This is a genomic window from Arachidicoccus sp. BS20, assembly GCF_001659705.1.
Classification (GTDB): Bacteria; Bacteroidota; Bacteroidia; order Chitinophagales; family Chitinophagaceae; genus Arachidicoccus.
Window position 1 is genome coordinate 1,827,731 of record NZ_CP015971.1, and the last position, 23,643, is coordinate 1,851,373.

Consider the following 23,643-nt stretch of genomic DNA (forward strand, 5'->3'; position numbering starts at 1 on the left):
CAACGCAAACGATTTAAAATAAATGTTAAAACATCGAATTTATAAAAAATATCAGTAAGTTATATAGCGAAAATTAATATTAAACAAAGAACAGACCATAATTGTATAAAAACATAAATTTTTCTGTAAAACCGGATAATTAAAGCCAAAACTTCTGAAAAAATACCTGTAAAATGAGTACCTTTGCAAATTGCTTTTTTGCAAAATTTATTGGTTAAAAAATTCAATTTTGGCTTTACCTCATTTCATAAAATACATATACAGCAACGGAACGGAAGAAGTAATCAAACGCGGTAAAAAGATTTTCAACTCCGGCAATATCGAAATTATCCAGCACGATGAACTGGCTGCATCCATACATTTCCGCGTAAAGGACGATGCGTATGCAAGTTGGTACAAAGTACATGTATTGCATTACAAAAATCCGCAGGAAATGAGCCTGCGATGCACTTGCCCTTATAACCTCAGCGATATGTGCAAGCACGAAGCCGCAGTCTTGTTTGAATTACAGCAAATGAGCGACAGCAACCGGCTTGGCGGCATGGAAGCAAATTTTCAGCAACAACATACCGTGCTCCACATGAAACGGATTGAATTACCTTCAATTCGCTTACTTACTTCCCGGGAAAACTTTGAAGCGGCAGAAGAGTTTTTAAGAACAGATAAAGCCGTAATTATCTCTGCCGAAAACGAAATCGTCAAAGCGGAAGTTGCCGTTGATAAAAATACTTATAACGTTATCATCCAAAAAAACAAAGAAAGAAATTTTGATACAAGCTGCGACTGTAACAGCGATACGCATCATCCCGTGTGTATGCACAAAGCCGTTGTATTGCTTCAATTGTTAGGCAAATCGGGTGCAGACTTTTTCGACAGCATCCGCAACTGGGACAGAGAAAAAAATCAATTGCTCGGCTTATACGGTTATTCTTTGGATGATGATTTGGACAACAAATTTGAATTCTCTTACAAAGACGGAAAACCTTATTTACGCGTGCTGGATACATCCATCAAAAGAGTGGCAAATCCGAATGTTTACAACCCGCAAACCGTGCCGGCAAAGCCTCTGAAAGAAGAAGTAGATGTGCTTGAAGAAAAAGCAAATCAAAAGGCAGGCATTGTGTTGCAGCAAGACGAACAGCAATATCCTTTCATTAAATTCACGCCTGTAAAAGCCGAAGTAAATGAGGAACAAAATACATTCATCAGTCCAATTGAAATAATTGATTTAAACAAATTCGTCAATGCCGATAAACTTGATGAAGAAGACAAACAGCTTATACAACAGCTTCGCAAAATAATGCCTTCGGAAGTTTCGCGTTATCTCAACAGAAACTCGCCGTTCAGTGCTATCTGGGACAACATTATTCAACAGCACGACGAGCCGCTTACCGAAGATACGCGCAAGCTCATCATCGAATATTTATATCCCAAATACAAAAAACTGTTTCAATCCACAGCCAATAATTATTTCACGTTCTACCTGCCTTCGGGCAAAAATTTGCAATCGGCAAACATAGAGCTGGCAAACTACTCCATCAATTACGTGTCGCCGTCGTTTGAAGTGCTTTCAGTCGAAAACGGCTATGAAATTATTTGTAATGTAGATACATTGCTTGGCGAAAAACGTATTGATGAAAACGAGCTGAACTGTCCACTGATTTTTCAGGTGGAAAATCAATTTTACTTGTGGCACAATGCAGAAGATGCAATGATTGCCGATAAATTTTTACCCGGCGGAAAAATGTTTTTTCCGCAAGACACCTGGGAAGTCGCGTTATACGATTTTGTATTGCCCTTGTCTAAAAATTACAAAGTAAATTTCTCCGGTATTGCGCAGGAAGAGCTTGCCAATATCGAACCCGAAATAAGAGTTAACCTTTCCGAAAAAGGCGATTATCTGGTGTTAGAACCTGTATTCATTTACCTGAATCACAAAATTTCCGCACAGGACAATGACAAAATCATTATTCCGCAAAACGATAAATTACTGATTATTCATCGCAATAAAGAAGCGGAAAATATTTTCTTCCAAAAGGTACAAGCCTTACATTCAGGCTTCGCCGTTATCGACAATCGATATGCGTTGGCGCTGAAAGGAACAGAAGTATTGAAAAACAACTGGTTCTTTCTTTTTGTAGATGCCATGCGCGATATGAACGTTCCCGTGTACGGATTTGAATCGCTGAAAAAATATAAATTCAACACGGCGAAACCTACAACACTCATCAACCTCAGCAGCAATACCGATTGGTTCGACGCGAAAGTTAATATTGATTTCGGCGGACAGAAAGTAAGCATCGAAGAACTTAAAAAAGCGCTGAGCAACAAGCAGCAGGTTGTAGAACTTAAAGACGGAACACTTGGCGTATTGCCCGAAGAATGGCTGAAAAAATATTCGTTGCTTTTCCAGGTAGGCGATGCACAAAATGGTTCTCTGCGTTTGAGCAAATATCATTTCAGCGTGGTGGATGAATTGTATGCGCAGCGCGACGAAAGCGAGCTTATTTTTCAATTAGAAGAAAAATATGAAAACATCAGGCAGAAATATTCTATTGCGCCCATAGATGCGCCGGAGCATCTGCAACCGATTCTTCGACCTTATCAATTGTCTGGATTTCAATGGCTGAACTATTTGAACGATGTGCATTGGGGCGGCATTCTTGCCGATGATATGGGGCTTGGCAAAACCATCCAAACGCTCACATTTTTATCGCATCTGAAAAAAAATAGTGAAACATTTAAAGCCTTAGTCGTATGCCCAACTTCCTTGTTGTACAACTGGGAAAATGAAATTAAAAAATTCACACCGCATATTTCTTATTTCATTCATCATGGCTCGACACGTTCTTACACGCACATTAAAGACGAAGGGATTGATATTATTATCACAACTTACGGAACATTGCGCAGCGACATTAAAGAGTTTTCCGAAATCAATTTTTCGTATGTTGTATTGGACGAAAGTCAGGCAATAAAAAATCCGCAAAGCAAAATAGCAAAAGCCGTCAATTTGCTGAAAGCGAGTAACCGCCTGTGTTTGAGCGGTACGCCGTTGCAGAATAATACGTTCGATATTTACGCACAAATGAATTTTCTCAATCCCGGTTTGTTAGGAAGCATCGATTGGTTCAAGCAACAGTTTGCTATTCCGATTGACAAATTCGGCGAGCAGCAACAAAAGGAACATTTGCGCAAGCTATTATTTCCTTTTATTCTACGCAGAACAAAAGAGCAAGTGGCAAAAGACTTGCCTGCAAAAACAGAACAGGTTTTATTCTGCGAAATGGGCACGCAGCAACGAAAAATTTACGATGCTTACCGCAACGATGTACGTGATAAAATTCTCGGGCTGATTGAAGAGCAAGGCGTACAACGTTCTCAACTAACCATTCTGCAAGGCTTGATGAAGCTACGCCAGATATGCGATAGTCCTGCGATTTTGAAAGACGATGATTATCCCAATTACTCCGTAAAAATTGATGAGCTTGGCAAGGAACTGGAAGAGAATCTGAGCAATCACAAAGCATTGATTTTTTCGCAGTTTCTCGGAATGCTTTCTTTGATAAAAACAAAGCTCGAAGCGCTCGGCATCAAATATGAATATTTCGACGGAAGCACTTCTATTAATGACCGTGAAAAAGCGATTCAGAATTTCCAGAACGACGATGAATGCCGTGTGTTCCTCATTTCGCTGAAAGCCGGCGGTGTGGGCTTAAACTTAACGGCTGCGGATTATGTTTACATCGTTGACCCTTGGTGGAACCCTGCGGTGGAACAGCAAGCGATTGACCGCACGCATCGAATAGGGCAAACGAAAAATATTTTTGCATACCGGATGATTTGTAAAGATACCGTTGAAGATAAAATTTTACAATTGCAGGAAAAGAAACGTGCGCTTGCCAACGAACTTATTTCGGACGACGGCGGTTTCGTGAAAAATCTTTCAAGAGAGGATATTGAGTATTTGTTCAGTTAGAAATAAAGAATTATTATAGTAGCAATCAAAGTCAGTTACTTTAATTTGAATGTGAGCATATAAATGTCTTACTTAAAACTTATCGAATCTTCCACGCTTCCGCAATGCAGCATGGCTGCGCCATGTTTCGGGTCTTTATTGCCGTAATAAGGATTGATAACTTCGCGCGTTGCGCTCAACCAATACCCTTCATTGTCCTCTCCGAAAGCCATTGGGCAAAGCACATGATAAACCGTGCCTTTGTCGTATTGCACGGTACGCAATAAATCAAATAAGTTTTCGGAAATAGTATAAAAGCTTTTTCGTTGTTCCGAAATTGCCGCATCATTTTTCATAGCATTACATTCTGCAACAACTGCGCTTGCGTAATTTTGTGCCGTACGGACCAATAAAGTATCGGCTTTCAATTCGTTAAACTGAATATTACCTGCGAGCGTTGCGAGTGAATCGCCAAGCGAGTCAATTGCTGCAGCAGAGTCCCAGCCAACCAATGCATCGTGCATTTTATAATATTCGTCCAGCGTAGATTGAACGGAGTTATTAAAAGCATCACTATTCTTGCTGATGGTTAAAGGCTTTGCCTTTTCCGCATTATTATTATCTTTTCTGTGTGCATAAAAAAGATAAGCCGCAAAACATACAACAACCGCAAGTACAATGGTTAAGCCTTTTTTCATCTGTTTATTTTTTTATTATTTTTTATTTGTCACATGGAATTGGCTTCGCCGAACTCCGTTTCGCCATAAATAATCATCGCTTTGGATATGCAAAGTTCTTATGGCTCATTTCATCTGTTTTGAAATTAATATATTATCAAAGGAAACAAAAATACATCAAAAGCCCTACAGCATTTGATAAAAGATAAATATTACCGGTTATCAAGCCAGTTCAAAAACTCCGTCGTTTTATTTTTATTGATAAGCAATTCATCTTCTGTTCGGACTTTTAAGTGTACCAAGAGTTTGCGTGAGAAAAAAGGTTCTACTTCTTTAATCGCTTCAAAGCTGATGAGGTATTGACGGTTGAGCCGATAAAATTTCCCCTGCGGCAATTGTTCACTAATTGCGTCTAACGATTGATTGATTACATATTCGTCATCATCAAAAGTATGAATAAGTGTTACATCGTTTTTAATATGGAAATAAGCAATTTTTTCAAGTGCAATTGCGATGTATTTGTTGCGATGAAATACCAAAAAATTCTGCTTACCACTATTGCCGAACGATTGAATTATCTGTTGCGCTTTGTTTTGATTAGATTGAAAAAAATTCTGCAAAGAACGAAATTTCTCCAACGCTCCTTTAATCGATTCTTCGGTAAACGGTTTTAAAATATAATCGATGCCATTGGCTTTAAAACCGTCAATCGCATATTCGTCATACGCCGTGCAAAAGATTACGGGACAAGAAATCTTTACTTCTTTAAAAATGTCGAAACTCAAGCCGTCCGCGAGTTGTACGTCCATAAAAGCAACGTCCACGTTCGCATTTGTATTAAAAAAATCGATAGCAGACTGCACGGTTTGCAGGCAATCAATTACCTGCGCATCAGGCTCCAGAATGCCGATAATGCGCGACAATGCTTTCGCCGTTTTTATTTCATCTTCTATAATCAGCACTCGCATAAAACACAGGTAAACGCACCGTAAAATTTTTATCGTTTTTCAAAATCTCTATTTCTTTTCCGCTGAGCAACCGGTAACGCTGATTGATATTTTCCAATCCTACATTCGTTGAAGTTTCTTCATAAGAACGTTTCGGCTGCAAATTATTTTCCACACAAATTTTTTCTTCATCGCTGTAAACCCTTATCACAAGCGGATTTGAAAGGGATACTACATTATGCTTCAAACAATTTTCCAATAACAATTGCAACGTAAACGGCGGAATACACGACCCGAAATATTTTTCATCAATCAGAATTTCCAACCGAAAAGCATCTTCAAACCGTTGCTTCAGCAGAAACTCGAAAGCCTGCAAAATTTCCAGTTCATCTTTCAATAAAATTACATCGCCTTTTTTCTTGTCCAATGCAAAACGATAAAAATCCGAAAGCATTACAATAAACTTGGCGGAATTTTCATCGCCTGTTTCCACCATCGACTTTAACGTGTTTAAACTGTTGAACAAAAAATGCGGATTGATTTGTTGTTTCAGCAATTCAAACTGCGCCATCAGGTTTTCCGATTTCACTTTTTCCAGTTCAATATTCATTTGCTTCGCCAGATAATTTTGATACAACAAATAAAGAAAAAGCGAAACAGTCAAATTGATAATCAAGCCTCGAAATTCGTACATCAGCATCATTGATTCAAACTCGTATTTTGTCAATAAAAGTTGATGAACAATTACAAGCAAAAGCATTACGAAAGCCCCAATTACCAGGCTTTTCAGCAAACGAAGGAAAGAAATATTTTTTGAAGAAAGCACACTTACCGAAGGCAACAAATACAAATTAAAATACCAAACAAAAACGGTAAAAGTAGATGCGATGGAAATATCGATACACAGTTCGGGCAGCTCAATATGCAGCCGTAGAATTTTTGGAATGGAAGACAAAATACCGATAAACAAAGAACTTATCCAAATGATGGCATTGGACAAATTCATACATTTCATTTTATTAAAAAGGCTGCTGTTCTTCACTGTTACGTTCTTATAAAAATACCGAGCATCAAACCGAATAATAAATTGGCGATGAAAAAATACATCATGCCTGCCACTGAAATTATCTGATGTCCCGCAAATCCCTGATGCAATAAAGGTAAAACAATCGCGCTGTTGAGCAGCCAGGGAATAAATGAAAATAGAATACCTTTTATGAACGGCTTTGTACACGCACGTTTCGCAAACAAAATATGATACAACCAAACCATTGAAAAGCCGACCATAAAATGAAACAACACCGAAAATATTTTGCTGTGCAAAAAGGATAGCGATTTTAAGAAAGGCAATTGCAGTACCAGCTTCAGCAAACCGCCGCTTTCGGCTTGAATGTGAAACACAGGCATGGCGATTTGTAATATGATTGTATTAATGGCAATGGCGAAGAAGCCGTATAAAAAAGTTTGCTCGTTCATTGTATCAATTTCTGTCGGGCACAACTGCTGCTCTGTAAGATAAAATAGTTGCCAATCTGTTTGATGATGAATCATTAACCAGGCGCAAAGGCTTTCCTTTATACACGCTGTATTTGGGCGAAGAAGAACTGTCAAACATAATCATCTCGACGGACAAAATGTTATCAGGAATCTTCGCACCAAACCAATGCTCATCCGTACGTTGCTGCCACGTAACCAATGCGAGCTTTGCTCCTGACGGGTAATTTTTATCCGCATGATGCCTTGCATAATTTACGGCGGCATCATTGCCATACAACGTAGCCATACTGCCGGCTTTCCTGTTGATTAAAGAAGTTACAACCGGCCAGTTCAAAGGATTTTCGGGCAATGAATCTGATGTGTTCACAGATGCTGTTTTGTTGTACAAATCTTCCGCAGGCGTTGGCGTTGAAGATGAGCAACCATAAGTTGCAACCGAAATTATTGTTATTATAAAAAGATATTTTAGCATAAATTAATTTTTAAAAAATGAAACTATTTATCGCTTAAATGCAAGGGCATCGTGAAGACAAAATCATTATCCTTCATCGGCTGATGACAGCTCGTACATTCGGTTACAAACAGCGCTGTTTTGCCGTAAGGTTTTAAATCCGTTCCGCGCCAGCGTGCCCAGCCCCAGCCTTCTGTGGACGCATATTTCTTGCTGTCCTTAATCATAAATTCTACCTGAAAAAATTGCCCCGCATAAACCATTCCCGAAGAATCGGTTTGCTCTTTCCATGCGGCTTTTGCGAAAACGGTTCCGTCAGGATAAGGGTTGATATTGCCCGATGCAATCGCTTTTACGGCAATATCATTTCCGAAGATTACGCGCATCGTTCCGTTATCAAATCTATCCGAAGTGCTGATGGCTTTCCAGTTCTCAAAACCTTTGATATATTCAATACCATTCAATGTCGGCTTCACATTATCCGTAACCGTTCCACTGCCGTTTATCCAGTTTTGATATTCCTTGTTGCTGCTATTAACAAGACTTGTATCGGAAACTTTAGACGGAGAAATGCTCAACAAATAATTCTTCAAAACAGTAATATCATTGCTGTCAAGCTTTGCACCGTGATGCAATGCCAAATAGCTTGGCAAAGGCATCGTTTTATACAATATCTGATTCAACGACAAGTACAAATCGTTCTTCTTATCGCCTGACGAAAGCGAATCCCAACGGGAGAAATTCAAGGCTTTTCTTCCGTCTTTAATATGACCTGCAACGAGCCAATATGCAGGCTGAACTTTGTCAAACCACTTTAGATTCGTTTCGTCTGAATGGCAGTCGTAGCAAGACTTTCGGATAATTGCTTCCACATTGTCGGGGACGTCTAATTTCTTCTTTTCGGAAGAATAAGTGATACTCGGTCGCACAAATTGAATAGCAATAAACACCAACAATAATACGCCGATAATAGTTTTTGTTTTCTTTGATTTAAGTATGCTCATATTTCACAATTTGAATGAACAATTTCAAAGTTCAGCGGAATATTTGTATCTAAAAAAAAGAATATGCCGAACGTGGCATATTCAAACGTGAATGTGGCAGAAAATCATCCGCCACACTCATTCCACTATTCATCATTCTTCAAAACCATAGTACTTATAAATTTCTTTCGCTCTCCTGCTTACAAGAAAATTCCTAAAATCTTTCGCTGCCTGTGCGTGCGGTGCATTCTTCAAAATGCCTGCTACATACGATGCTGTTACATTTTCTTTATCGGGAATTGTGATTAGTTTTACAGGATTACCAATCATTTGTTGATAATACGCTTCGCTGTACCAAACGGGACCGGCATCCGCATTGCCATACATAATATTCATCGGCGTTTGCCTGTGATGAATTTTTGTCAATACTGTTGTGCCCGATTTCACTTTATCTTCCATCATTGTCTTTTTCAATGTTTCCCCGCCGGCTTTTATATAAGCCGCCTCAATTTGTCCGGCAATACCTTCCCACGCAGGATTTGGCATACTTACTTTTACATCACTTCTTCCTAAATCGTTCAAGTTCAAAATATGCTTAGGATTATCTTTCGGAACCATGATTGCCAGTTTGTTGTGCGCATAAGTAACAGTATCTTTCAGATAAGCCATTGTGAGTTTTATTCTTTTTCGACCTGCCGTATATACATCCGGAAGTTGCGTTATCCGCATATTACCGATAGTGATACTTCCACCCGCTATCTGTTTTGCAAGAATGCCCGGCGGCAAGGTTTCCACGAATATTCTTTGATATTGCGGATAGGCTTTTTTAAAAGCTGCTATCAGGCTGTCCATACACATAAACTGATTGCCTGCAAAATAGACTACCAACTGCGGGTCGGTAATGTCGCCAAACAAATCGGGAACATTGTCCACGCCGGGAACGGTAAATATAACTTTACTTTCGGGCGGCTGGTTCCACGGCGGGTCAAACTTGTGTTGTTGAGAATAAGCGCCAAACGCTATCACAATCATTAGAAGAGAAAAAATTATTTTTTTCATTGTACTTTTATTTAAACGATAGAAAATTAATTACGGTTTTACGATAGACCAGCCTTCAGCCTGACGAATAATCAACTCGCCGTTGCCGCTTGGCACAACACCCACAAAGTCGTATATCTTATCCCGGCTTATGTGCTTTTCTTTCAGTGTATTGGCGCATTGCGCAACAATCACGCCTTTCATTACCAAATCTTTCAACGCCTGTTCATACGGACTTGTTTTAAGGTACGCCGTAACACCATCGGCAAAAGCAATTAATTCAATTTGCACTTTTCCTTTGAGGCGCGGGTCGTTCAACGCATTGTTGATATTACGCAATGTTTTTTTGATAACGTTGGAATCGCTTACATCAATCTGATAAATGGCGTGATACATACTTAATGTAGCTTTTGCACCCGCAAAATCCCTGTTTTGCTGTAATGCTTTCGGAAGCGATTGCGCATGCAATACCGCTGTACCTAATAAAATTGCGAGGACAAATAATGATACCTTTTTCATTTGTTTATTTATTTAATAGTTAGAAAATACATTTATTTTTTTGCCGATGCTTTTTGTAACGCCTTATCCGCTTTAATAACCGTAGGATAAGGTCCGTATTTATGTTGCGCTTCAGAAAAATTATCGGCATAAGGACCGAACGGAAAATCAAAAGGCTTCTTCAGAATATTTTTCCAGTCAGCACTTTGGTCCAAATGAGGGCGCGGTTGGCTGTTAATATATGCGCCTACATCCCACGCTTCTTCCGCAGTCAATGCAGGATGATGATAATCTGTTCCGTAAGGCATATTCGCCATTACAAAAGCCGCGATATTTGTAAGGCGATACATTCCCGCACCATCGTTATAGCTGTGTTTACCCCACAACGGCGGATACGCATAACCGGTTTCATCAATATTCAATTGCCCTTGCCCGTCGGCACCGTGACACATCTGGCATTTGGTAATATACACTTGTTTTCCCGAAACAATATTCGCTGCCGAATCCATATAAGGCAACTTCTTCAAACTCGTTCCGCCATACTTAACATTTTTTGGAATGTCTTTATCCAGCCATTGAATATAGGCATAAATCGCTTTCATTTCCGTGGAATTTGAATCAAGCGACCGACCATTCATACTGCGTTGCATACAATCATTGATGCGCTGATAAACTGTTTGCACACCATTATTTCTTGCCCTGAATTGAGGATAAGTCGGCAACACTTTACCAAAATTATTCCCGAAAGGTCGTGTACCTGCATCCAGATGACAATTCTGGCAATTCATTCCATTGGTAACATGAGCAACTATACCCTTTGGTCCAAGATAATAAGATGTGTTTGAAATTAATTGATATCCGTAATAAATCAATTTACCTTTCGGGTCGCTGTAATACGGAATCTGCGATGACGGAGAACCCCGCCAAACCGTATCGACAGGTTCCGATTTTAAGAATGCAGCAAATTCTTTTTCTTTGCGCTTTTGCTCTTTATTATCTGAAACAATACCATTAATCACTACAAGAACTGTAACACATACAAGCGTAATAATAAACCAATTTTTCTTCATGATATAACATTAAATACAGGCAAACTTTTACCGGCTCTTAAACAGGAGCGCTTAAGAGAAAGAAATTAATTATTCAATAAAATCAGGGAGAATTTCAGTTGAGTTATAAATGCTCAACCTCTATGTTCAAGTCTTTCGCCCACGGACAGATTTCCGGGTCTGGTTCATGCTTAACAACGTGATGCCACAAATATTTTATCGGGCAAAAATGTGTCAGCACAGTAAATAACAAATAGCACATTACAGGTAAAGCATACACTATATAACGTTTGTCAAGAAGACATGGAATCCATGGCACAAACAAAGTAATCACAAATCTGATGATGCATTCTTTTACACCAAGGTTTAATTTTATATCTTTGTGAAGTTGTTTGCCGACTTTTCTTATTCGAGCTGCATTATTTGCTTTGTTGCTTTTTTCTTTAGGAATATATACATTTTTCATCGCTAATAATTTTGTGTTATACAATTATTTTGACAACACAAAGCTACCACCGTTCACACTAGAAGGGAAATTGCTAATAGTAATCTGCAATAACCAAAAGTTATAACAAAATAAAAATGCTATAAATAAAAGTTTTGATTAATTATTGACATCAATAACGCGAAGGATTATTTCTTAAAGAAATAAGCAAATATCTCATCCGACAAAAAACGATAAATATTCTTTGTTTCAGGATAACCTTCCAAAACATCGAGATGCTTTTCAATCGTGCTCATATCTTTACGAATCGCAGGACCCGTCTGCATTTCAGCAGGATTAAATCGTTGCAAACGATTTATCGTTTCCTGCATCAAAGGCAATAAATTTTTGAAATCGATATTTTCTTTTGTACAAAAATCATTCGTAAGCGCGTATAAAAAATTCGGAAAGTTACTCGTCAAAACTGCGGCTACATGGAGTTTCAGGCGTTGTTCATCAGTTGCATAACTAACTTTTTCGGAGATGGTTTTTGCAAAATTATACAAAGCTATTTTTGCAGTTTCATTATTTGCATCAACAAAAAAAGGAATTTCAGGAAGTTCTTTATTTTCTTTTCGCAGGCTTTGCAATGGATATAAAACACCGAAATTTTTAAACCTGTTTTTAAAAACATTGATGGAAACGCCTCCTGCCGTATGAACGATAATACTTTTCGGAGGAATAATTATTTCATCTATGATTTGCTCAACTGCATTGTCGGAAACAGCAATAATATACAAATCGGATTGCTGATTCACTTCTTTAAAGCTCAATGAGTGCGGGCATTTCAGCGTATCAGTCAATTCTTTTGCAGCATCTTCTCTCCTGCCGATAATTTGCAGAATGTGATGTCCTTTTTGTATAAAAGATTTTCCCAGAACCGTTGCGACATTGCCCGTTCCGATGAGTGTTATGTTCATTGTTTTTATTACAAGAATGATTATGAAATCAATTTTCCCTCACAATCTTTCAAATCCAGAAAATCATGGTTCAACTTTCTTCCATCAGATTATTCAAAATATCCTGCACTTGCTTTTGGTATGTGTACGAAATAGGAATAGATTTTCCACGAACAGTAATCGTATTTTTATTCCAGCTCGTAATTTTATCGAGCGCTACAATGTACGAACGATGCACTCTCACAAATTTTTCCGAAGGTAATTTCTCGTCCGCCACTTTCATGCTCATATGGACCAACAGAGGTTTCGGTGCAACTACAATTTTAATATAATCATCCAAAGCTTCAATGTATTCAATGTCTTTGTACGCAATTTTCTGCCATTGATAATTGTATTTTACCAGCAAATGTCCTTCGTCATTTGCTTTACTCTGCCTAAAATCGATTAACTCCTTTGCTTTTTCAACCGCCTGCAGGAAACGTTCAAAATCAAAAGGCTTTAATAAATAATCAACTGCGTTTAACGTAAAACCATCGACCGCATATTGGCTGTAAGCCGTTGTGAATATAACTTCCGGCTTATCATCCAGACTTTTATAAAACTGCATTCCATTTACTTCAGGCATTTGAATATCAAGAAAAAGCAAATCCACTTCATGCTCTTTCAAATATTCCTTTGCCTCCAAAGCATCGGAAAATACGGCTTCCACATTCAGCCAGTCAATTTTTTGTGCATACTGCTGAATAAGTTCAAGCGCCAACGGCTCGTCGTCTATTGCGATTGCGTTCATTTTTTATTTATTACACGAATGATTACAAATTACACGAATTAATTGAGCGCAGATTTGTTGTGATAATGGTAATTAAATTATGATAATTATTCTCTTAAAAAATTATCATAAATCTGCGTTCAATTTTATTTTCCTAAAATCTTTTCAACCCCATAAATCATCGATTCAGACAATTATGCTTCAACTTTCAATTCCAATAAAACACTATATTTTCCGTTATCATTAGAAATATTTAGTTGATAATTTTTATCGTACAATAACTCCAATCTTCGCTTAACATTTATAATACCGGTTCCGGTGCCTTCCGGCGTTGATAAATTTGGAACAATATCATTTTCGCAAGTAAAAAACAATGTCTTTTCAACAACATGAATAGCAACTTTTATCTGTGTTTCCTGTCGCGCGCTTACGCCGAATTTAAAAGCGTTTTCAATAAAAGGAATCAATAACAATGGCGGAATTTTCACATCATTTACCGCTTCGTCCACATCAAAAACAATATGTGTTTTTTCCGTTGCACGCAGGCGTTGCAACTCCAGGTAACTGTTGATGAAAGCCAGTTCATCGTTCAGCGGAACATATTCACTCTGTGACTCTTCGAGCGTATAACGCATGATGCGCGAAAGCTTCATTACAGCGTCGGAAGACTTTGGATTATTGGACAACGTGAGCGAATAAATACTGTTCAATGAATTGAATAAAAAATGCGGATTCATTTGCGAACGCAGTAATGAAAGTTCCGTTTCCAACTGCTGCTTTGTAATTTCATCCTTTCTTTCTTCTGCATAAAACCAACGCGAAATAATATTGGAAACACTACTAAAAGTGAATGCAATCAAAAACAAAAACGTGGGACCAAAGGAAAAGAAAATGAGCCAAAAATTTCTTGGCAGACGATTGGGATGTGTCGCCATAAACTGGATGGTTTCAGAAGAATATTTCCAGATAAGGTAATATATAGCGAGGTATAAAAAAAAGAGCGCGACAACAATCAGCGTGTACAAAAATATCTTTTTATACGCCAATAATTTCGGAATCAACACACCCGAATTAAAATAATAAAACGCCGCCAGATAGAGCACAGAATAAACAGACCAGGAAACAAAACGTTCACTGTCGAGCGCAGATTTTTCGTGCCCATGCGGAAAAAACAAAAACGGCAACATCAAGAAACACGACCAAAAAATAAGCGTGTAAGCGATTTGCGATATTTTGCTTTTACTCTGCATTTTAAATTGTCTGATTGCTTTATTGTTGAATTGTTTTGTGAAAATGGAACACAGATTTATTTTAATCAATCATAAAAATCTGCGTTCTATTTTGTTTCTAAAATCATTTCAATCCTGCAAATCATGGTTCAATACGATTCTTTTTCACTCGGGAAATCGCCAGACTTCACATCGTCGATATATTGCCGTGCCGCACCGATAATTTGCTCATGCAAGTTAAGATACTTGCGCACAAAACGCGGATTAAATTCGTTGTTTATTCCAAGCATATCGTGCATTACAAGCACTTGTCCGTCGCAATCATTTCCCGCACCAATGCCGATTGTAGGTATGTGTAATGATTGCGAAACTTCTTTCGCCAACGCTGCCGGAATTTTTTCCAACACTACGGCAAACGCACCTGCATCCTGCAAAGCAAGCGCATCGCTTTTTAATTTTTCAGCCTCTGTCTCGGCTTTCGCACGCACGGTGTAAGTGCCGAATTTATAAATACTTTGCGGCGTCAAGCCCAAATGTCCCATCACGGGAATGCCTGCGGAAACAATCTTTTTTACGCTGTCACAAATTTCAACACCGCCTTCCAGTTTCAACGCATGAACGCCGGCTTCTTTCATCATACGGATGGCAGATGCCAAAGCAATTTCTTCATTCGACTGATACGAACCGAAAGGCAAATCCGCAACCACCAAAGCGCGCTTTGCACCGCGAATCACTGACTGTGCGTGATAAATCATTTGGTCTAAAGTAATGGGCAAAGTGGTTTCGTGTCCTGCCATTACATTGCTGGCGCTGTCGCCTATGAGAATGACATCCAAGCCTGCTTCGTCAAAAATTTTTGCGAAAGAAAAATCATACGCCGTAAGCATAGATATTTTCTCGCCCGACGACTTCATTTTTTGAAGCGTGTTCGTAGTTACCCGTTTTATTTCTTGTGTTGCGGAAGACATTTTTATCTATGATTTAATGATGTATAAATTCATCGCCGTGGTTCGTGTCGCACGAACCACAATTTTCGGTGCGTGAAGACACGCACCGAGGCAAAATATCACGGCAAATTATCCAGCAATTCCTGTAATTCCGCGTCTGTTTTAATCAACACATCGCGTGCTTTGCTGCCTTGGTTTGCGCCTACAACGCCTGCGGTTTCCAATTGATCCATTAAGCGTCCTGCGCGGTTATAGCCGAGCTTCATGCGGCGTTGGATTAAGGAGGTAGAACCAATTTGGTTTTGAACAATCAACCGTGCAGCATCTTCAAACAAAGGATCGCGGTCGCTCAAATCGTTGCTGTTACCACCACTTTCCAGTTCTTTTTCATCCACATATTCCGGCAACAAAAATGCCTGCGGATAACCGTCCTGATAGCCAATAAAGTCACAAACTTTGTCCACTTCCGGCGTATCTACAAAAGCACATTGCAAACGTGTAATTTCGCCGTTATAGCTGATGAGCATATCGCCTTTACCAATCAACTGCTCTGCGCCGCCCGCATCGAGAATGGTACGGCTGTCAATTTTGGAAGAAACTTTAAACGCAATACGCGCCGGGAAATTCGCTTTAATCGTTCCCGTGATAATATTCACAGATGGGCGCTGCGTTGCAATAATCAAATGAATACCCACAGCGCGCGCAAGTTGTGCCAAACGTGCAATCGGCATTTCAATTTCCTTGCCGGCAGTCATAATCAAATCGGCAAATTCATCAACCACCAAAACGATAAACGGTAAAAACTGATGCCCTTTTTGCGGGTTCAATCTTCTGTTTACAAACTTTTCATTGTATTCTTTGATGTTGCGGCAACCTGCTTCTTTCAGCAAATCGTAGCGGTTATCCATCTCAATACAAAGCGCATTTAGTGTAGTAACTACTTTCTTAGTATCAGTAATAATTGCATCTTCTTCGTTAGGCAATTTCGCGAGAAAATGATGCTCGATTGTTTTGTATAAACTCAATTCCACTTTCTTCGGGTCAACCAAAACAAACTTCAATTGCGACGGATGTTTTTTGTATAACAATGAAACCAGCAACGCATTCACTCCTACGGATTTACCCTGCCCGGTTGCGCCTGCCATCAACAAATGCGGCATGCTTGCCAAATCAACAATAAAATTTTCATTGTTGATTTTTTTACCAATGGCAATAGGTAAAGAAAAATTATTGTTCTGAAATTTATCCGAAGCCAGCATACTGCGCATACTCACAATAGTCTTGTTGATATTCGGCACTTCGATACCGATGGTACCTTTTCCCGGAATTGGTGCGATAATGCGGATACCAAGCGCAGCAAGGCTTAACGCAATATCATCTTCCAGGTTTTTGATACGCGAGATACGCACGCCGGGCGCGGGAACAATTTCGTACAACGTTACCGTAGGACCGACAGTTGCAGAAATCCTTTGTATAAGAATATCGTAATTTTTAAGCGTAGCGATAATCTGGTTTTTGTTTTGCTCCAGCTCGTCCGGATCGTGAACAGTTTTTTCCGTGCCGTGCTGTTCCAGTAAATCAATCGACGGATACTGGTAATTACTCAAATCCAAAGAAGGTTCGTAATTGCCCTGCGCTTTTGCTTTCGCTTCGGGCGCGCTTGGATTTACAATAATTTCCGAAGGGACTTCTTCAATGTCCGGCGTTATTTCCAGCTTCATCGGCTCGTCCAATGAGGCAGGTTTTGGCTTTACAACAATTGTTGCTTTTGGCGCAATTATTTTTTCTTCTTCAGCTGCCGGCAAAGCATCTTCATCTTTTTCATTCAAGGAAAGACCTTCATCATCTTTTTCTTCGGGCAGCTTCGGCATAATTACAGAAACATTTGTGCCTTTGCCTTTCAGTTGATTTGCCGGTTCTTGTATAAAGAGTTTCGCATCCTGATTTTCTTCCTGCTCGTCAGCTTCATCTTCATGGATTTCTTCTTCCGTTTCATTTTCTTCAACAGGCAGAAAAACGGATTTCGCTTTCTTTTTAAAAATAGCTAATGAAAATTCCGGGTCGAAACGCCAAATCAGATAAATACCCACAATGACCAATACAATACACGCCGCGCCCAACACGCCTATCCATTTTTTCAGCCATTCGTACATCAATTCGCCCACAGCGCCGCCCCAGGAAAAACCGCTTTTGAAAATCTCTGTATTTATCAGTGCAAACGCCACGCTGATAACCAACAAACCCGTTACCACATATTTGAGATTGCGTTTAAGGCTGTATATTTTTTTGCCGAACAAAAAATTTACGCCAGCCACAAAAAAGATGGTACACAACAAAAACGACGCAATACCGAAACCGTTGTAAATTAAATTGTGCGAAACATACGCGCCGAGAACCCCGAAAAGATTGGAAACTTTTACATCTTTTGTAGAAAATATTTTTACGCCGAAATTCATCACTTTGTCCTGGTCGTCCTGCCAGGTAAAAAGATAAGATGCAAAGGAAATGAAAAGAAAAAAGCAAATCAATAAAAGTATTACACCGGTAATTTTATACGTGCGCTCATCCTTTACGATTTCCGAAACAGAAACTTTTACATCTTGTTCATCATTCAGCTTATCGGGCGAAGGAATCGTTTTCTTAGTCGTTTTCAATTTATTAGCCATATCAAAAAATAAAGCGGCAAATTACCGAATTTACAGGGAATTAGCAGCATGAACGGGTTATCTAAATTTTTGAAACCCGGAAAATATTGTAAGATTATCTTAGCGCCCATTATTCAATTAAAGCGAACTAAACATTTTTCTATGGAGATAAATTAAGATATTCGCACAGTTTTACAATGATGTAAGTTAAGCATGAAGAAAAATAAATTACAAATATGGCTGCCGTTGCTGCTTTCAGCAATTATGGTAGCAGGAATGACTATCGGTTATAAGCTGAGAAAAGATACAGTTGGCGCAAACTCATTTTTAGAAAATAAACAAAACACCGCCGCGTCGCAGGTGCTCGATATCATTAATAAAATGTATGTTGATAATGTAAATACCGATTCGCTTCAAACGCACACCATCAATAATATTCTGGCACAGTTAGACCCGCATTCCACCTACGTTACGGCACAGCAGCTTCGCATACTGAACGATGAAACCAAAGGCAATTTCAAAGGCATCGGTATAGGATTTGAACTTATCAACGACTCGGTTTATATCACGGACGTAACGAAAAACGGACCTGCCGAAAAAGCCGGTGTGCACGTTGGAGACATATTTTTGTCGTTCAATGATACTATTGCTATTTCCGGAAACAACCGCTTAAATTTGGGCGTAGTCAATATTTTGAGAGAACTGAACAATTCTGTCAAAGTGAAAATCTATCGCTCGGGAAAAACATTTGAGACCAAAATCGAGAAAGCCATTCTTCCCATTTCGTCTATTGACGCGGCATATATGCTCAATGCAAAAACGGCATATATTCGATTAAATAAATTTTCAGAAATTACGTATAGTGAGTTTATGCAATCACTCGACAAGCTGAAAGCAAAGGGAATGCAGCAACTGATTATAGATCTGCGCGGCAACACCGGCGGCGTACTTACCGCAGCTACGCAAATCGTAAATGAATTTTTGAAGGACAATCAGCTCATCGTTTACACCGAAGGTTCTAAAGTTGGTAAAAAAGAATATCGTTGCAAGCGCGATGGTTTTTATCCGGACTTAAAACTTGAAGTGTTGATAGATGAAACATCGGCATCGGCGAGTGAAATTGTTGCAGGTGCATTACAAGATTGGGACAGAGCAACCATTGTCGGACGCAGAAGCTATGGAAAAGGTTTGGTGGAAAATCAGTTTCGGCTTAACAACGGCGCTGCTTTACGCTTAACCGTTGCAAGATATTTTACACCGCTTGGTCGCAATATTCAAAAGCCATATAAAAATTACAAAGAAAAGCTGGCTGCCCGTTTCCACGATGGAGAAACTTTTTTTGCCGATACATCTTCGCCAGAAGGGAAAGCATTCAAAACACCAAACGGACATATTGTTTATGGCGGCGGCGGCATTACGCCGGATGTTTTTGTTCCTTATGATTCTACCATTTTGCCCAAACCTTCTGTCGATTTGTTTTTGAAAGGAACGCTCACAAAGTTTGCATTCCTTTATTATGTTCAGCATATAAGTGCGTTGCAAACATTTAAAACACCGTTTGAGCTGGCAAACAATTTACAGCCCGACGATGCACTGTGGCGGTCTTTATCGGTATTTGCGCAAAAAGACAGCATCGACCTTAGTCAATTAGACGAGAAAGCTAAAAGCAATATTCTGCAAAAGTTTGTTTCTTTTGTCGCAAAAGACCGTTTCGGTTCGGAAGGGTATTTTGAAATCAACAACCGTCGGGACGATGTAATAAAAAAAGCAATTGAGACTTTGGCACAATAAACTTTTCTCTACAAAAGATTTGGAAATAAATGCAATAATCTTATCTTTGCAGCCCAGAATCGGGAAATGGCTTCGTAGCTCAACTGAATAGAGCATCTGACTACGGATCAGAAGGTTTCAGGTTTGAATCCTGACGAGGTCACTAAAAATCAAGCAGCTATGAAGTTAATTCGTAGCTGCTTTTTTCATTTGATACATGTTTTACTGCAAATAAAAATTAACAACCAAAATCTTAACGCTGCTTAGCACACCCACCGGTTTTTCTTCAGCCGATGCTTTGCATCTTTTTCATACAGATACAAAATGACTTCTTTTGAACATCTGTGCCTGTTTTGACCAGCCATGAACAAAGAAGTTCCTTTCCAGCCATTAACCTGCCCTTTGATTGCGCTTTGATTGCACTTTGCCTGCACTTTGATTACCCTGTGTAAGACTATTTCAGTACCGGATATTTCTGTTGTAAAAGCCTCCTGTGAAATTATTTTAGTATGCCGGTTATGAAAAACAAGCATTGCCGTGTTTGATTTGCCAATACTCCTGAATTTTTAACCTGTTGATTTTCAATGTGAGACATTGGCAAATGGATGTTCCGAGCGATTTTTCGTGAAATTTTTGCCAGTCGAAAAAAAATCAAATTTGCCACTACCTGCCGAAAATACGCTTATAGCTTTGTACACGGAGATTAATTGATAATTAATAATTAGTAATTAATAATTGCGCGGAGATGTTTATAAGAACAGGAAGCAGCAAAGAAGATACTTTGTATTTATTGCTGCATTGTTTTATTGCCAGACAGGGGAACTTATTTCACACAAAGGGACAAAGATGCAAGCAAGGTTTCTCATAGAGAGCACGGAGGATAAGAGACACGGAGCAAATTACGGGTTCGGGATTGCAAATCCCGAACAGCGGAGGGAACAGCAGGCACATCACGACCAACTGCGTTTATTTATGGTTCGTGGGGACACGAACCACGGCATCTGATGCTGAAACAACTTCAGCATGACGAGCAAAGTGTTTAAAATATTATTCGCGAATAAACAGGCAAACGACCTAACGCCTGACAAGAAGCAGGTCTTATTGTTTAACCGCCGTTGCGACACTTAAAATCGAGTGCATGGCATTTTTTGTTCACTTTTAAATTTTATAAACATGACACAGTTAAAGAAAATCGCCCCTTTTGCTGCGATGGCAATGGGCGTAGTGCTGGCATTTACCACCAGCGCTTTTAAGCAGGTACATCATCCAAAAGGTGTGGATGATACATACACGTTTGAATATGCACCTCCCGGTGGAACAGATTATTCCGCCGATGCCGTTCAGGATTTAGCGAACTGGCATTATAACGCAGCGCCTGCACCTTGTGCAGGTTTGGACAAAGCTTGTAGTATTACAGTACCGGGTGGTATGGGCTATGTGGATGGCGAGGAAACAACAACTCCTACTCTGGATTCGTCTTTCACTATCCAAGCTCTTGAGAGCGGAGGAATAGCCAAAGTAACATCTACTGCTGCGGGAGATGATGCTGTTATCGCAAATCAGGATGATTAGCATAGTAATGCTCATCCAGATTGAGGAAAACTCAGGGACTGCCCATATTTTGGACAGTCCTTTTTTGTTCAGGTAACGAATAAACCTATAGTGTTGTTTATAGCATTGCTCATATGGTGCCTATTTTCAGGCGTCCTTATTTTTAGTTTTGCTCCATATTATTTAGCTTGATGATATCGTCCGGTATTGGCAAAGCATAAAATGCCGTATTTGGCTGAAGAGTATATTGTTTGCCGTTTATTACCCTTTTTATAATGATTGCTGCATTTTCTTTGTTTAGTCTTTTGATGTCCATCCACCGTAGCCCCCGCTGCACAAGTTCCTTTCTTCTTTCATTCAATACCAATGTTAAAGCGCTGTCTTTTGAGATGCCGAATGCCGCAGTATAAGTTCCTGTCTTGTATCTTTTTGCCAATAATGTATTAAGGTCATCCAATCCTTGTTGTATATTGCCAACCCTTATCAGGCATTCAGCCCTTGTGAGATACATTTCATCGGTAGCGATACCCGTGAACAGATAATAACTTCCCGCATAACTCCCTTTAAATGCAGGATAACCATTGCTTCCCGGGGAAAAATAGGCTTGTTTTCTTAAATCGGTTGTATCATAGGCATTGTAAAGTGATGTATCAATTTTTGGTTTTGAAATGGTTAGAACTAATGAGCTGAATTCAAGGTTCATTTCCGTGTAAAAGATAGTTTCCTTGTTGAATTGTTTAAATGGGTAGCTTGCAGAAATACTACCGTTAAAATCATCATTGGAATTATAGTCTATCAACTGGTTGTTTAGTTGCAGGCATGAATCGGCATATACCAATGCATCTTTGTAATCCCGCATGGATAAATAACATCTTGCCAAAAGCCCGTAAGCAGCACCTTTGGACGGACGGAAAACATGTAGTGGGTATTCAGGCAATAAAGGGATTGCTTTTTTGGCATCATTAATGACTTGTTCATAGCATTGTTTGTTGGATGCTCTTATCAGCAAAGGAAAAAAGCATATTGGAAAGATTGTGGAGTTTACTCCTACTTCTGTTGCAGGCTTATATAATCTTGGCTTTGGGGATTTGTTACCCGATGGTTCTGTTGATGATTCGGTAAATTCCAATAATGGAGACATCATTAAAGTATTAGCAACCGTAGTGCATATCTTAAAAGAATTTACCCGGTTACGTCCGTATGGGAAAGTCGTTTTTACGGGAAGTACGCCAGAACGATTAGTGTTGTATCGACGTATTCTTAAAACATACTATGTTGAATTTTCTGAAGAATTTATTATCACAGGGTTTATATTGGAAAAAGGTCATTATAAAGAAGTGATATTTGAACCCAAAAGTGAAACAGAATATTTAGCTTTTTTTATTCGCAGAATTGTCTAAATTTGTACAAATGCAAGCAGAAAAAAAACATACCGTCCGTAAAAATTCTAAAGTACAAAGAGTTGCTGTGAAAGAAGATGTAATCTACATTACTAAAAGTGAGATACCCGCAGGGAAGTCATTGTTTCCCGATAAATTAAAAAAGGTAAATAAGATGCTTGAAAATGCAGTATTGATAAAACATTGATTTCTTCAAAAAAATAAATGAAAAATGCTCTCGAAAGAGGGCATTTTTGTTGAGAGTGTAAGTACCCCAAATTTCAAATCAACAAAGTGCGGGTTGAGAAAATTGAAGATAAAAGCTTTGGGCTTTACAGGGAAATAAACGAGACAAAGCAAATTGCTATCCAATACAAAGGGGGGCATTTTTTATTCAGAGAATTTCTTAAATTTGTAGTCATGGAAGCGGTTAAAAAACATACGGTTTCTAAAAATCCCACTAAGGCAGAAGCAAAAAAAACAACGCGCTCTCAAGAGCGAGGTGTGGTAATGATTACGAAGCAAAGGATTTCAGCTAAAGAATCATTATTTCCCGAGAAGTTAAAAAAAGCAAATGAGCTTCTTAAAAATGCCGTTTTGATGAAACATTGATTTCTTAAAAGTAATAAACAAAAATGCCCTCTTCTGAGGGCATTTTTGTTTATTCGGAGAAATCTATCTAATTTTTACACCGTGGTGCGTGTCCGCACGTATCATCAACAATCAACAAAATGCAGGTTGAGAAAATTGGAAATAAAGGCTTTGGGCTTTGCCGGGAAATAATCGATATAAAACGAATTGCTGTTTAGCCTTGAATGGCTTGTAAGTTTTGTTTTTCTATTTTGAGATTGACAACAAGTTCAGAAACCGTA

General features: G+C 39.0%; 23 protein-coding genes and 1 tRNA gene. 7 read left to right on the plus strand and 17 right to left on the minus strand.

Annotated features, from left to right (window positions below; translation table 11 throughout):
* Positions 1-229: 229 nt before the first annotated feature.
* Positions 230-3,979 (plus strand): DEAD/DEAH box helicase, encoded by a 3,750-nt coding sequence (locus tag A9P82_RS08205; protein ID WP_066209739.1) that lies wholly within the window; start codon positions 230-232, stop codon positions 3,977-3,979.
* A 68-nt stretch (positions 3,980-4,047) separates the two neighbouring features.
* Here A9P82_RS08205 and A9P82_RS08210 read toward each other — a convergent pair whose 3' ends face one another.
* The 15 genes from A9P82_RS08210 to A9P82_RS08280 all read right to left on the minus strand — a co-directional run bounded on the left by A9P82_RS08210 (position 4,048) and on the right by A9P82_RS08280 (position 18,092).
* Positions 4,048-4,656, minus strand: coding sequence for a DUF3347 domain-containing protein (locus tag A9P82_RS08210; protein ID WP_066206557.1), 609 nt, complete (start codon positions 4,654-4,656; stop codon positions 4,048-4,050).
* Between the two features lie 191 nt (positions 4,657-4,847).
* Complete coding sequence (locus A9P82_RS08215; protein WP_066206559.1) at positions 4,848-5,603, minus strand: LytR/AlgR family response regulator transcription factor; 756 nt, start codon at positions 5,601-5,603, stop codon at positions 4,848-4,850.
* Positions 5,578-6,588, minus strand: a complete 1,011-nt coding sequence (locus A9P82_RS08220) for a sensor histidine kinase (RefSeq protein ID WP_231891127.1) — start codon at positions 6,586-6,588, stop codon at positions 5,578-5,580. Before A9P82_RS08220 ends, A9P82_RS08215 begins: the two co-directional genes overlap by 26 nt.
* A 38-nt stretch (positions 6,589-6,626) precedes the next feature.
* Entirely contained in the window at positions 6,627-7,058 is a 432-nt protein-coding gene (locus tag A9P82_RS08225) for a hypothetical protein (RefSeq protein WP_066206561.1), read from the minus strand.
* Between the two features lie 4 nt (positions 7,059-7,062).
* Positions 7,063-7,551 carry a cytochrome P460 family protein gene (locus A9P82_RS08230; RefSeq protein WP_066206563.1) on the minus strand — a complete coding sequence of 163 codons (489 nt, stop codon included), beginning with the start codon at positions 7,549-7,551 and terminating at the stop codon, positions 7,063-7,065.
* A 23-nt stretch (positions 7,552-7,574) separates the two neighbouring features.
* Entirely contained in the window at positions 7,575-8,534 is a 960-nt protein-coding gene (locus A9P82_RS08235; protein WP_066206566.1) for a cytochrome P460 family protein, read from the minus strand.
* A gap of 132 nt (positions 8,535-8,666) precedes the next feature.
* The gene (locus A9P82_RS08240) at positions 8,667-9,572 is read right to left on the minus strand and encodes a molybdate ABC transporter substrate-binding protein (protein WP_066206569.1); all 906 of its coding nucleotides are present in this window, start codon (positions 9,570-9,572) and stop codon (positions 8,667-8,669) included.
* A gap of 30 nt (positions 9,573-9,602) precedes the next feature.
* Complete coding sequence (locus A9P82_RS08245) at positions 9,603-10,070, minus strand: DsrE family protein (protein ID WP_066206571.1); 468 nt, start codon at positions 10,068-10,070, stop codon at positions 9,603-9,605.
* Between the two features lie 32 nt (positions 10,071-10,102).
* Positions 10,103-11,119: a c-type cytochrome gene (locus tag A9P82_RS08250; protein ID WP_066206573.1), complete on the minus strand. Its 1,017-nt coding sequence runs from the start codon at positions 11,117-11,119 to the stop codon at positions 10,103-10,105.
* A gap of 103 nt (positions 11,120-11,222) precedes the next feature.
* Complete coding sequence (locus tag A9P82_RS08255) at positions 11,223-11,564, minus strand: hypothetical protein (protein ID WP_066206578.1); 342 nt, start codon at positions 11,562-11,564, stop codon at positions 11,223-11,225.
* A 167-nt stretch (positions 11,565-11,731) separates the two neighbouring features.
* Positions 11,732-12,502, minus strand: a complete 771-nt coding sequence (locus tag A9P82_RS08260) for a Rossmann-like and DUF2520 domain-containing protein (protein WP_066206581.1) — start codon at positions 12,500-12,502, stop codon at positions 11,732-11,734.
* 70 nt (positions 12,503-12,572) lie between these two features.
* Positions 12,573-13,271, minus strand: a complete 699-nt coding sequence (locus A9P82_RS08265) for a LytR/AlgR family response regulator transcription factor (protein WP_066206584.1) — start codon at positions 13,269-13,271, stop codon at positions 12,573-12,575.
* A gap of 173 nt (positions 13,272-13,444) precedes the next feature.
* A complete protein-coding gene (locus tag A9P82_RS08270; RefSeq protein WP_156522631.1) occupies positions 13,445-14,500 on the minus strand; it encodes a sensor histidine kinase in 1,056 nt (351 codons plus the stop codon).
* Positions 14,501-14,628: 128 nt separating this feature from the next.
* Positions 14,629-15,447, minus strand: a complete 819-nt coding sequence (gene panB, locus A9P82_RS08275) for a 3-methyl-2-oxobutanoate hydroxymethyltransferase (RefSeq protein ID WP_066206589.1) — start codon at positions 15,445-15,447, stop codon at positions 14,629-14,631.
* A gap of 98 nt (positions 15,448-15,545) precedes the next feature.
* Positions 15,546-18,092, minus strand: coding sequence for a DNA translocase FtsK (locus A9P82_RS08280; RefSeq protein ID WP_066206592.1), 2,547 nt, complete (start codon positions 18,090-18,092; stop codon positions 15,546-15,548).
* Positions 18,093-18,284: 192 nt separating this feature from the next.
* Between A9P82_RS08280 and A9P82_RS08285 the strand changes: the two genes are divergently transcribed.
* Both A9P82_RS08285 and A9P82_RS08290 read left to right on the plus strand, forming a co-directional pair.
* Entirely contained in the window at positions 18,285-19,862 is a 1,578-nt protein-coding gene (locus A9P82_RS08285) for a S41 family peptidase (RefSeq protein WP_066206596.1), read from the plus strand.
* Between the two features lie 68 nt (positions 19,863-19,930).
* Positions 19,931-20,004 (plus strand) — tRNA-Arg (locus tag A9P82_RS08290).
* 100 nt (positions 20,005-20,104) lie between these two features.
* On the opposite strand, the gene A9P82_RS08295 is transcribed toward A9P82_RS08290, so the two are convergent.
* Positions 20,105-20,374, minus strand: coding sequence for a hypothetical protein (locus tag A9P82_RS08295; RefSeq protein WP_066206599.1), 270 nt, complete (start codon positions 20,372-20,374; stop codon positions 20,105-20,107).
* A gap of 640 nt (positions 20,375-21,014) precedes the next feature.
* On the opposite strand from A9P82_RS08295, the gene A9P82_RS08305 reads away from it, so the two are divergent.
* Complete coding sequence (locus A9P82_RS08305) at positions 21,015-21,413, plus strand: hypothetical protein (RefSeq protein WP_066206605.1); 399 nt, start codon at positions 21,015-21,017, stop codon at positions 21,411-21,413.
* A 142-nt stretch (positions 21,414-21,555) separates the two neighbouring features.
* Here A9P82_RS08305 and A9P82_RS08310 read toward each other — a convergent pair whose 3' ends face one another.
* Positions 21,556-22,401, minus strand: a complete 846-nt coding sequence (locus tag A9P82_RS08310; RefSeq protein WP_197492130.1) for a RagB/SusD family nutrient uptake outer membrane protein — start codon at positions 22,399-22,401, stop codon at positions 21,556-21,558.
* Between A9P82_RS08310 and A9P82_RS15645 the strand changes: the two genes are divergently transcribed.
* The 3 genes from A9P82_RS15645 to A9P82_RS08320 all read left to right on the plus strand — a co-directional run bounded on the left by A9P82_RS15645 (position 22,379) and on the right by A9P82_RS08320 (position 23,383).
* Positions 22,379-22,792 carry a DUF6934 family protein gene (locus A9P82_RS15645; RefSeq protein WP_066206609.1) on the plus strand — a complete coding sequence of 138 codons (414 nt, stop codon included), beginning with the start codon at positions 22,379-22,381 and terminating at the stop codon, positions 22,790-22,792. The genes A9P82_RS08310 and A9P82_RS15645 overlap by 23 nt on opposite strands.
* A 10-nt stretch (positions 22,793-22,802) precedes the next feature.
* The gene (locus A9P82_RS15420) at positions 22,803-22,979 is read left to right on the plus strand and encodes a hypothetical protein (RefSeq protein ID WP_156522632.1); all 177 of its coding nucleotides are present in this window, start codon (positions 22,803-22,805) and stop codon (positions 22,977-22,979) included.
* 86 nt (positions 22,980-23,065) lie between these two features.
* On the plus strand, positions 23,066-23,383 hold the full coding sequence (locus A9P82_RS08320) for a hypothetical protein (RefSeq protein ID WP_066206612.1): 318 nt from the start codon (positions 23,066-23,068) through the stop codon (positions 23,381-23,383).
* Positions 23,384-23,643 lie beyond the last annotated feature (260 nt).

Bases quoted from the DNA above. Each gene is read 5' to 3' on its own strand.
- A9P82_RS08305 (WP_066206605.1), top strand. From the start codon at position 21,015: ATGACACAGTTAAAGAAAATCGCCCCTTTTGCTGCGATGGCAATGGGC.
- A9P82_RS08230 (WP_066206563.1), bottom strand. From the start codon at position 7,551: ATGCTAAAATATCTTTTTATAATAACAATAATTTCGGTTGCAACTTAT.
- A9P82_RS08295 (WP_066206599.1), bottom strand. From the start codon at position 20,374: ATGCTTGTTTTTCATAACCGGCATACTAAAATAATTTCACAGGAGGCT.
- A9P82_RS08220 (WP_231891127.1), bottom strand. From the start codon at position 6,588: ATGAATTTGTCCAATGCCATCATTTGGATAAGTTCTTTGTTTATCGGT.
- A9P82_RS08235 (WP_066206566.1), bottom strand. From the start codon at position 8,534: ATGAGCATACTTAAATCAAAGAAAACAAAAACTATTATCGGCGTATTA.
- A9P82_RS08245 (WP_066206571.1), bottom strand. From the start codon at position 10,070: ATGAAAAAGGTATCATTATTTGTCCTCGCAATTTTATTAGGTACAGCG.
- A9P82_RS08250 (WP_066206573.1), bottom strand. From the start codon at position 11,119: ATGAAGAAAAATTGGTTTATTATTACGCTTGTATGTGTTACAGTTCTT.
- A9P82_RS08210 (WP_066206557.1), bottom strand. From the start codon at position 4,656: ATGAAAAAAGGCTTAACCATTGTACTTGCGGTTGTTGTATGTTTTGCG.
- A9P82_RS15420 (WP_156522632.1), top strand. From the start codon at position 22,803: ATGCAAGCAGAAAAAAAACATACCGTCCGTAAAAATTCTAAAGTACAA.
- A9P82_RS08260 (WP_066206581.1), bottom strand. From the start codon at position 12,502: ATGAACATAACACTCATCGGAACGGGCAATGTCGCAACGGTTCTGGGA.
- A9P82_RS08215 (WP_066206559.1), bottom strand. From the start codon at position 5,603: ATGCGAGTGCTGATTATAGAAGATGAAATAAAAACGGCGAAAGCATTG.
- A9P82_RS08265 (WP_066206584.1), bottom strand. From the start codon at position 13,271: ATGAACGCAATCGCAATAGACGACGAGCCGTTGGCGCTTGAACTTATT.
- A9P82_RS08255 (WP_066206578.1), bottom strand. From the start codon at position 11,564: ATGAAAAATGTATATATTCCTAAAGAAAAAAGCAACAAAGCAAATAAT.
- A9P82_RS08225 (WP_066206561.1), bottom strand. From the start codon at position 7,058: ATGAACGAGCAAACTTTTTTATACGGCTTCTTCGCCATTGCCATTAAT.
- A9P82_RS08270 (WP_156522631.1), bottom strand. From the start codon at position 14,500: ATGCAGAGTAAAAGCAAAATATCGCAAATCGCTTACACGCTTATTTTT.
- panB (WP_066206589.1), bottom strand. From the start codon at position 15,447: ATGTCTTCCGCAACACAAGAAATAAAACGGGTAACTACGAACACGCTT.
- A9P82_RS08285 (WP_066206596.1), top strand. From the start codon at position 18,285: ATGAAGAAAAATAAATTACAAATATGGCTGCCGTTGCTGCTTTCAGCA.
- A9P82_RS08280 (WP_066206592.1), bottom strand. From the start codon at position 18,092: ATGGCTAATAAATTGAAAACGACTAAGAAAACGATTCCTTCGCCCGAT.
- A9P82_RS08240 (WP_066206569.1), bottom strand. From the start codon at position 9,572: ATGAAAAAAATAATTTTTTCTCTTCTAATGATTGTGATAGCGTTTGGC.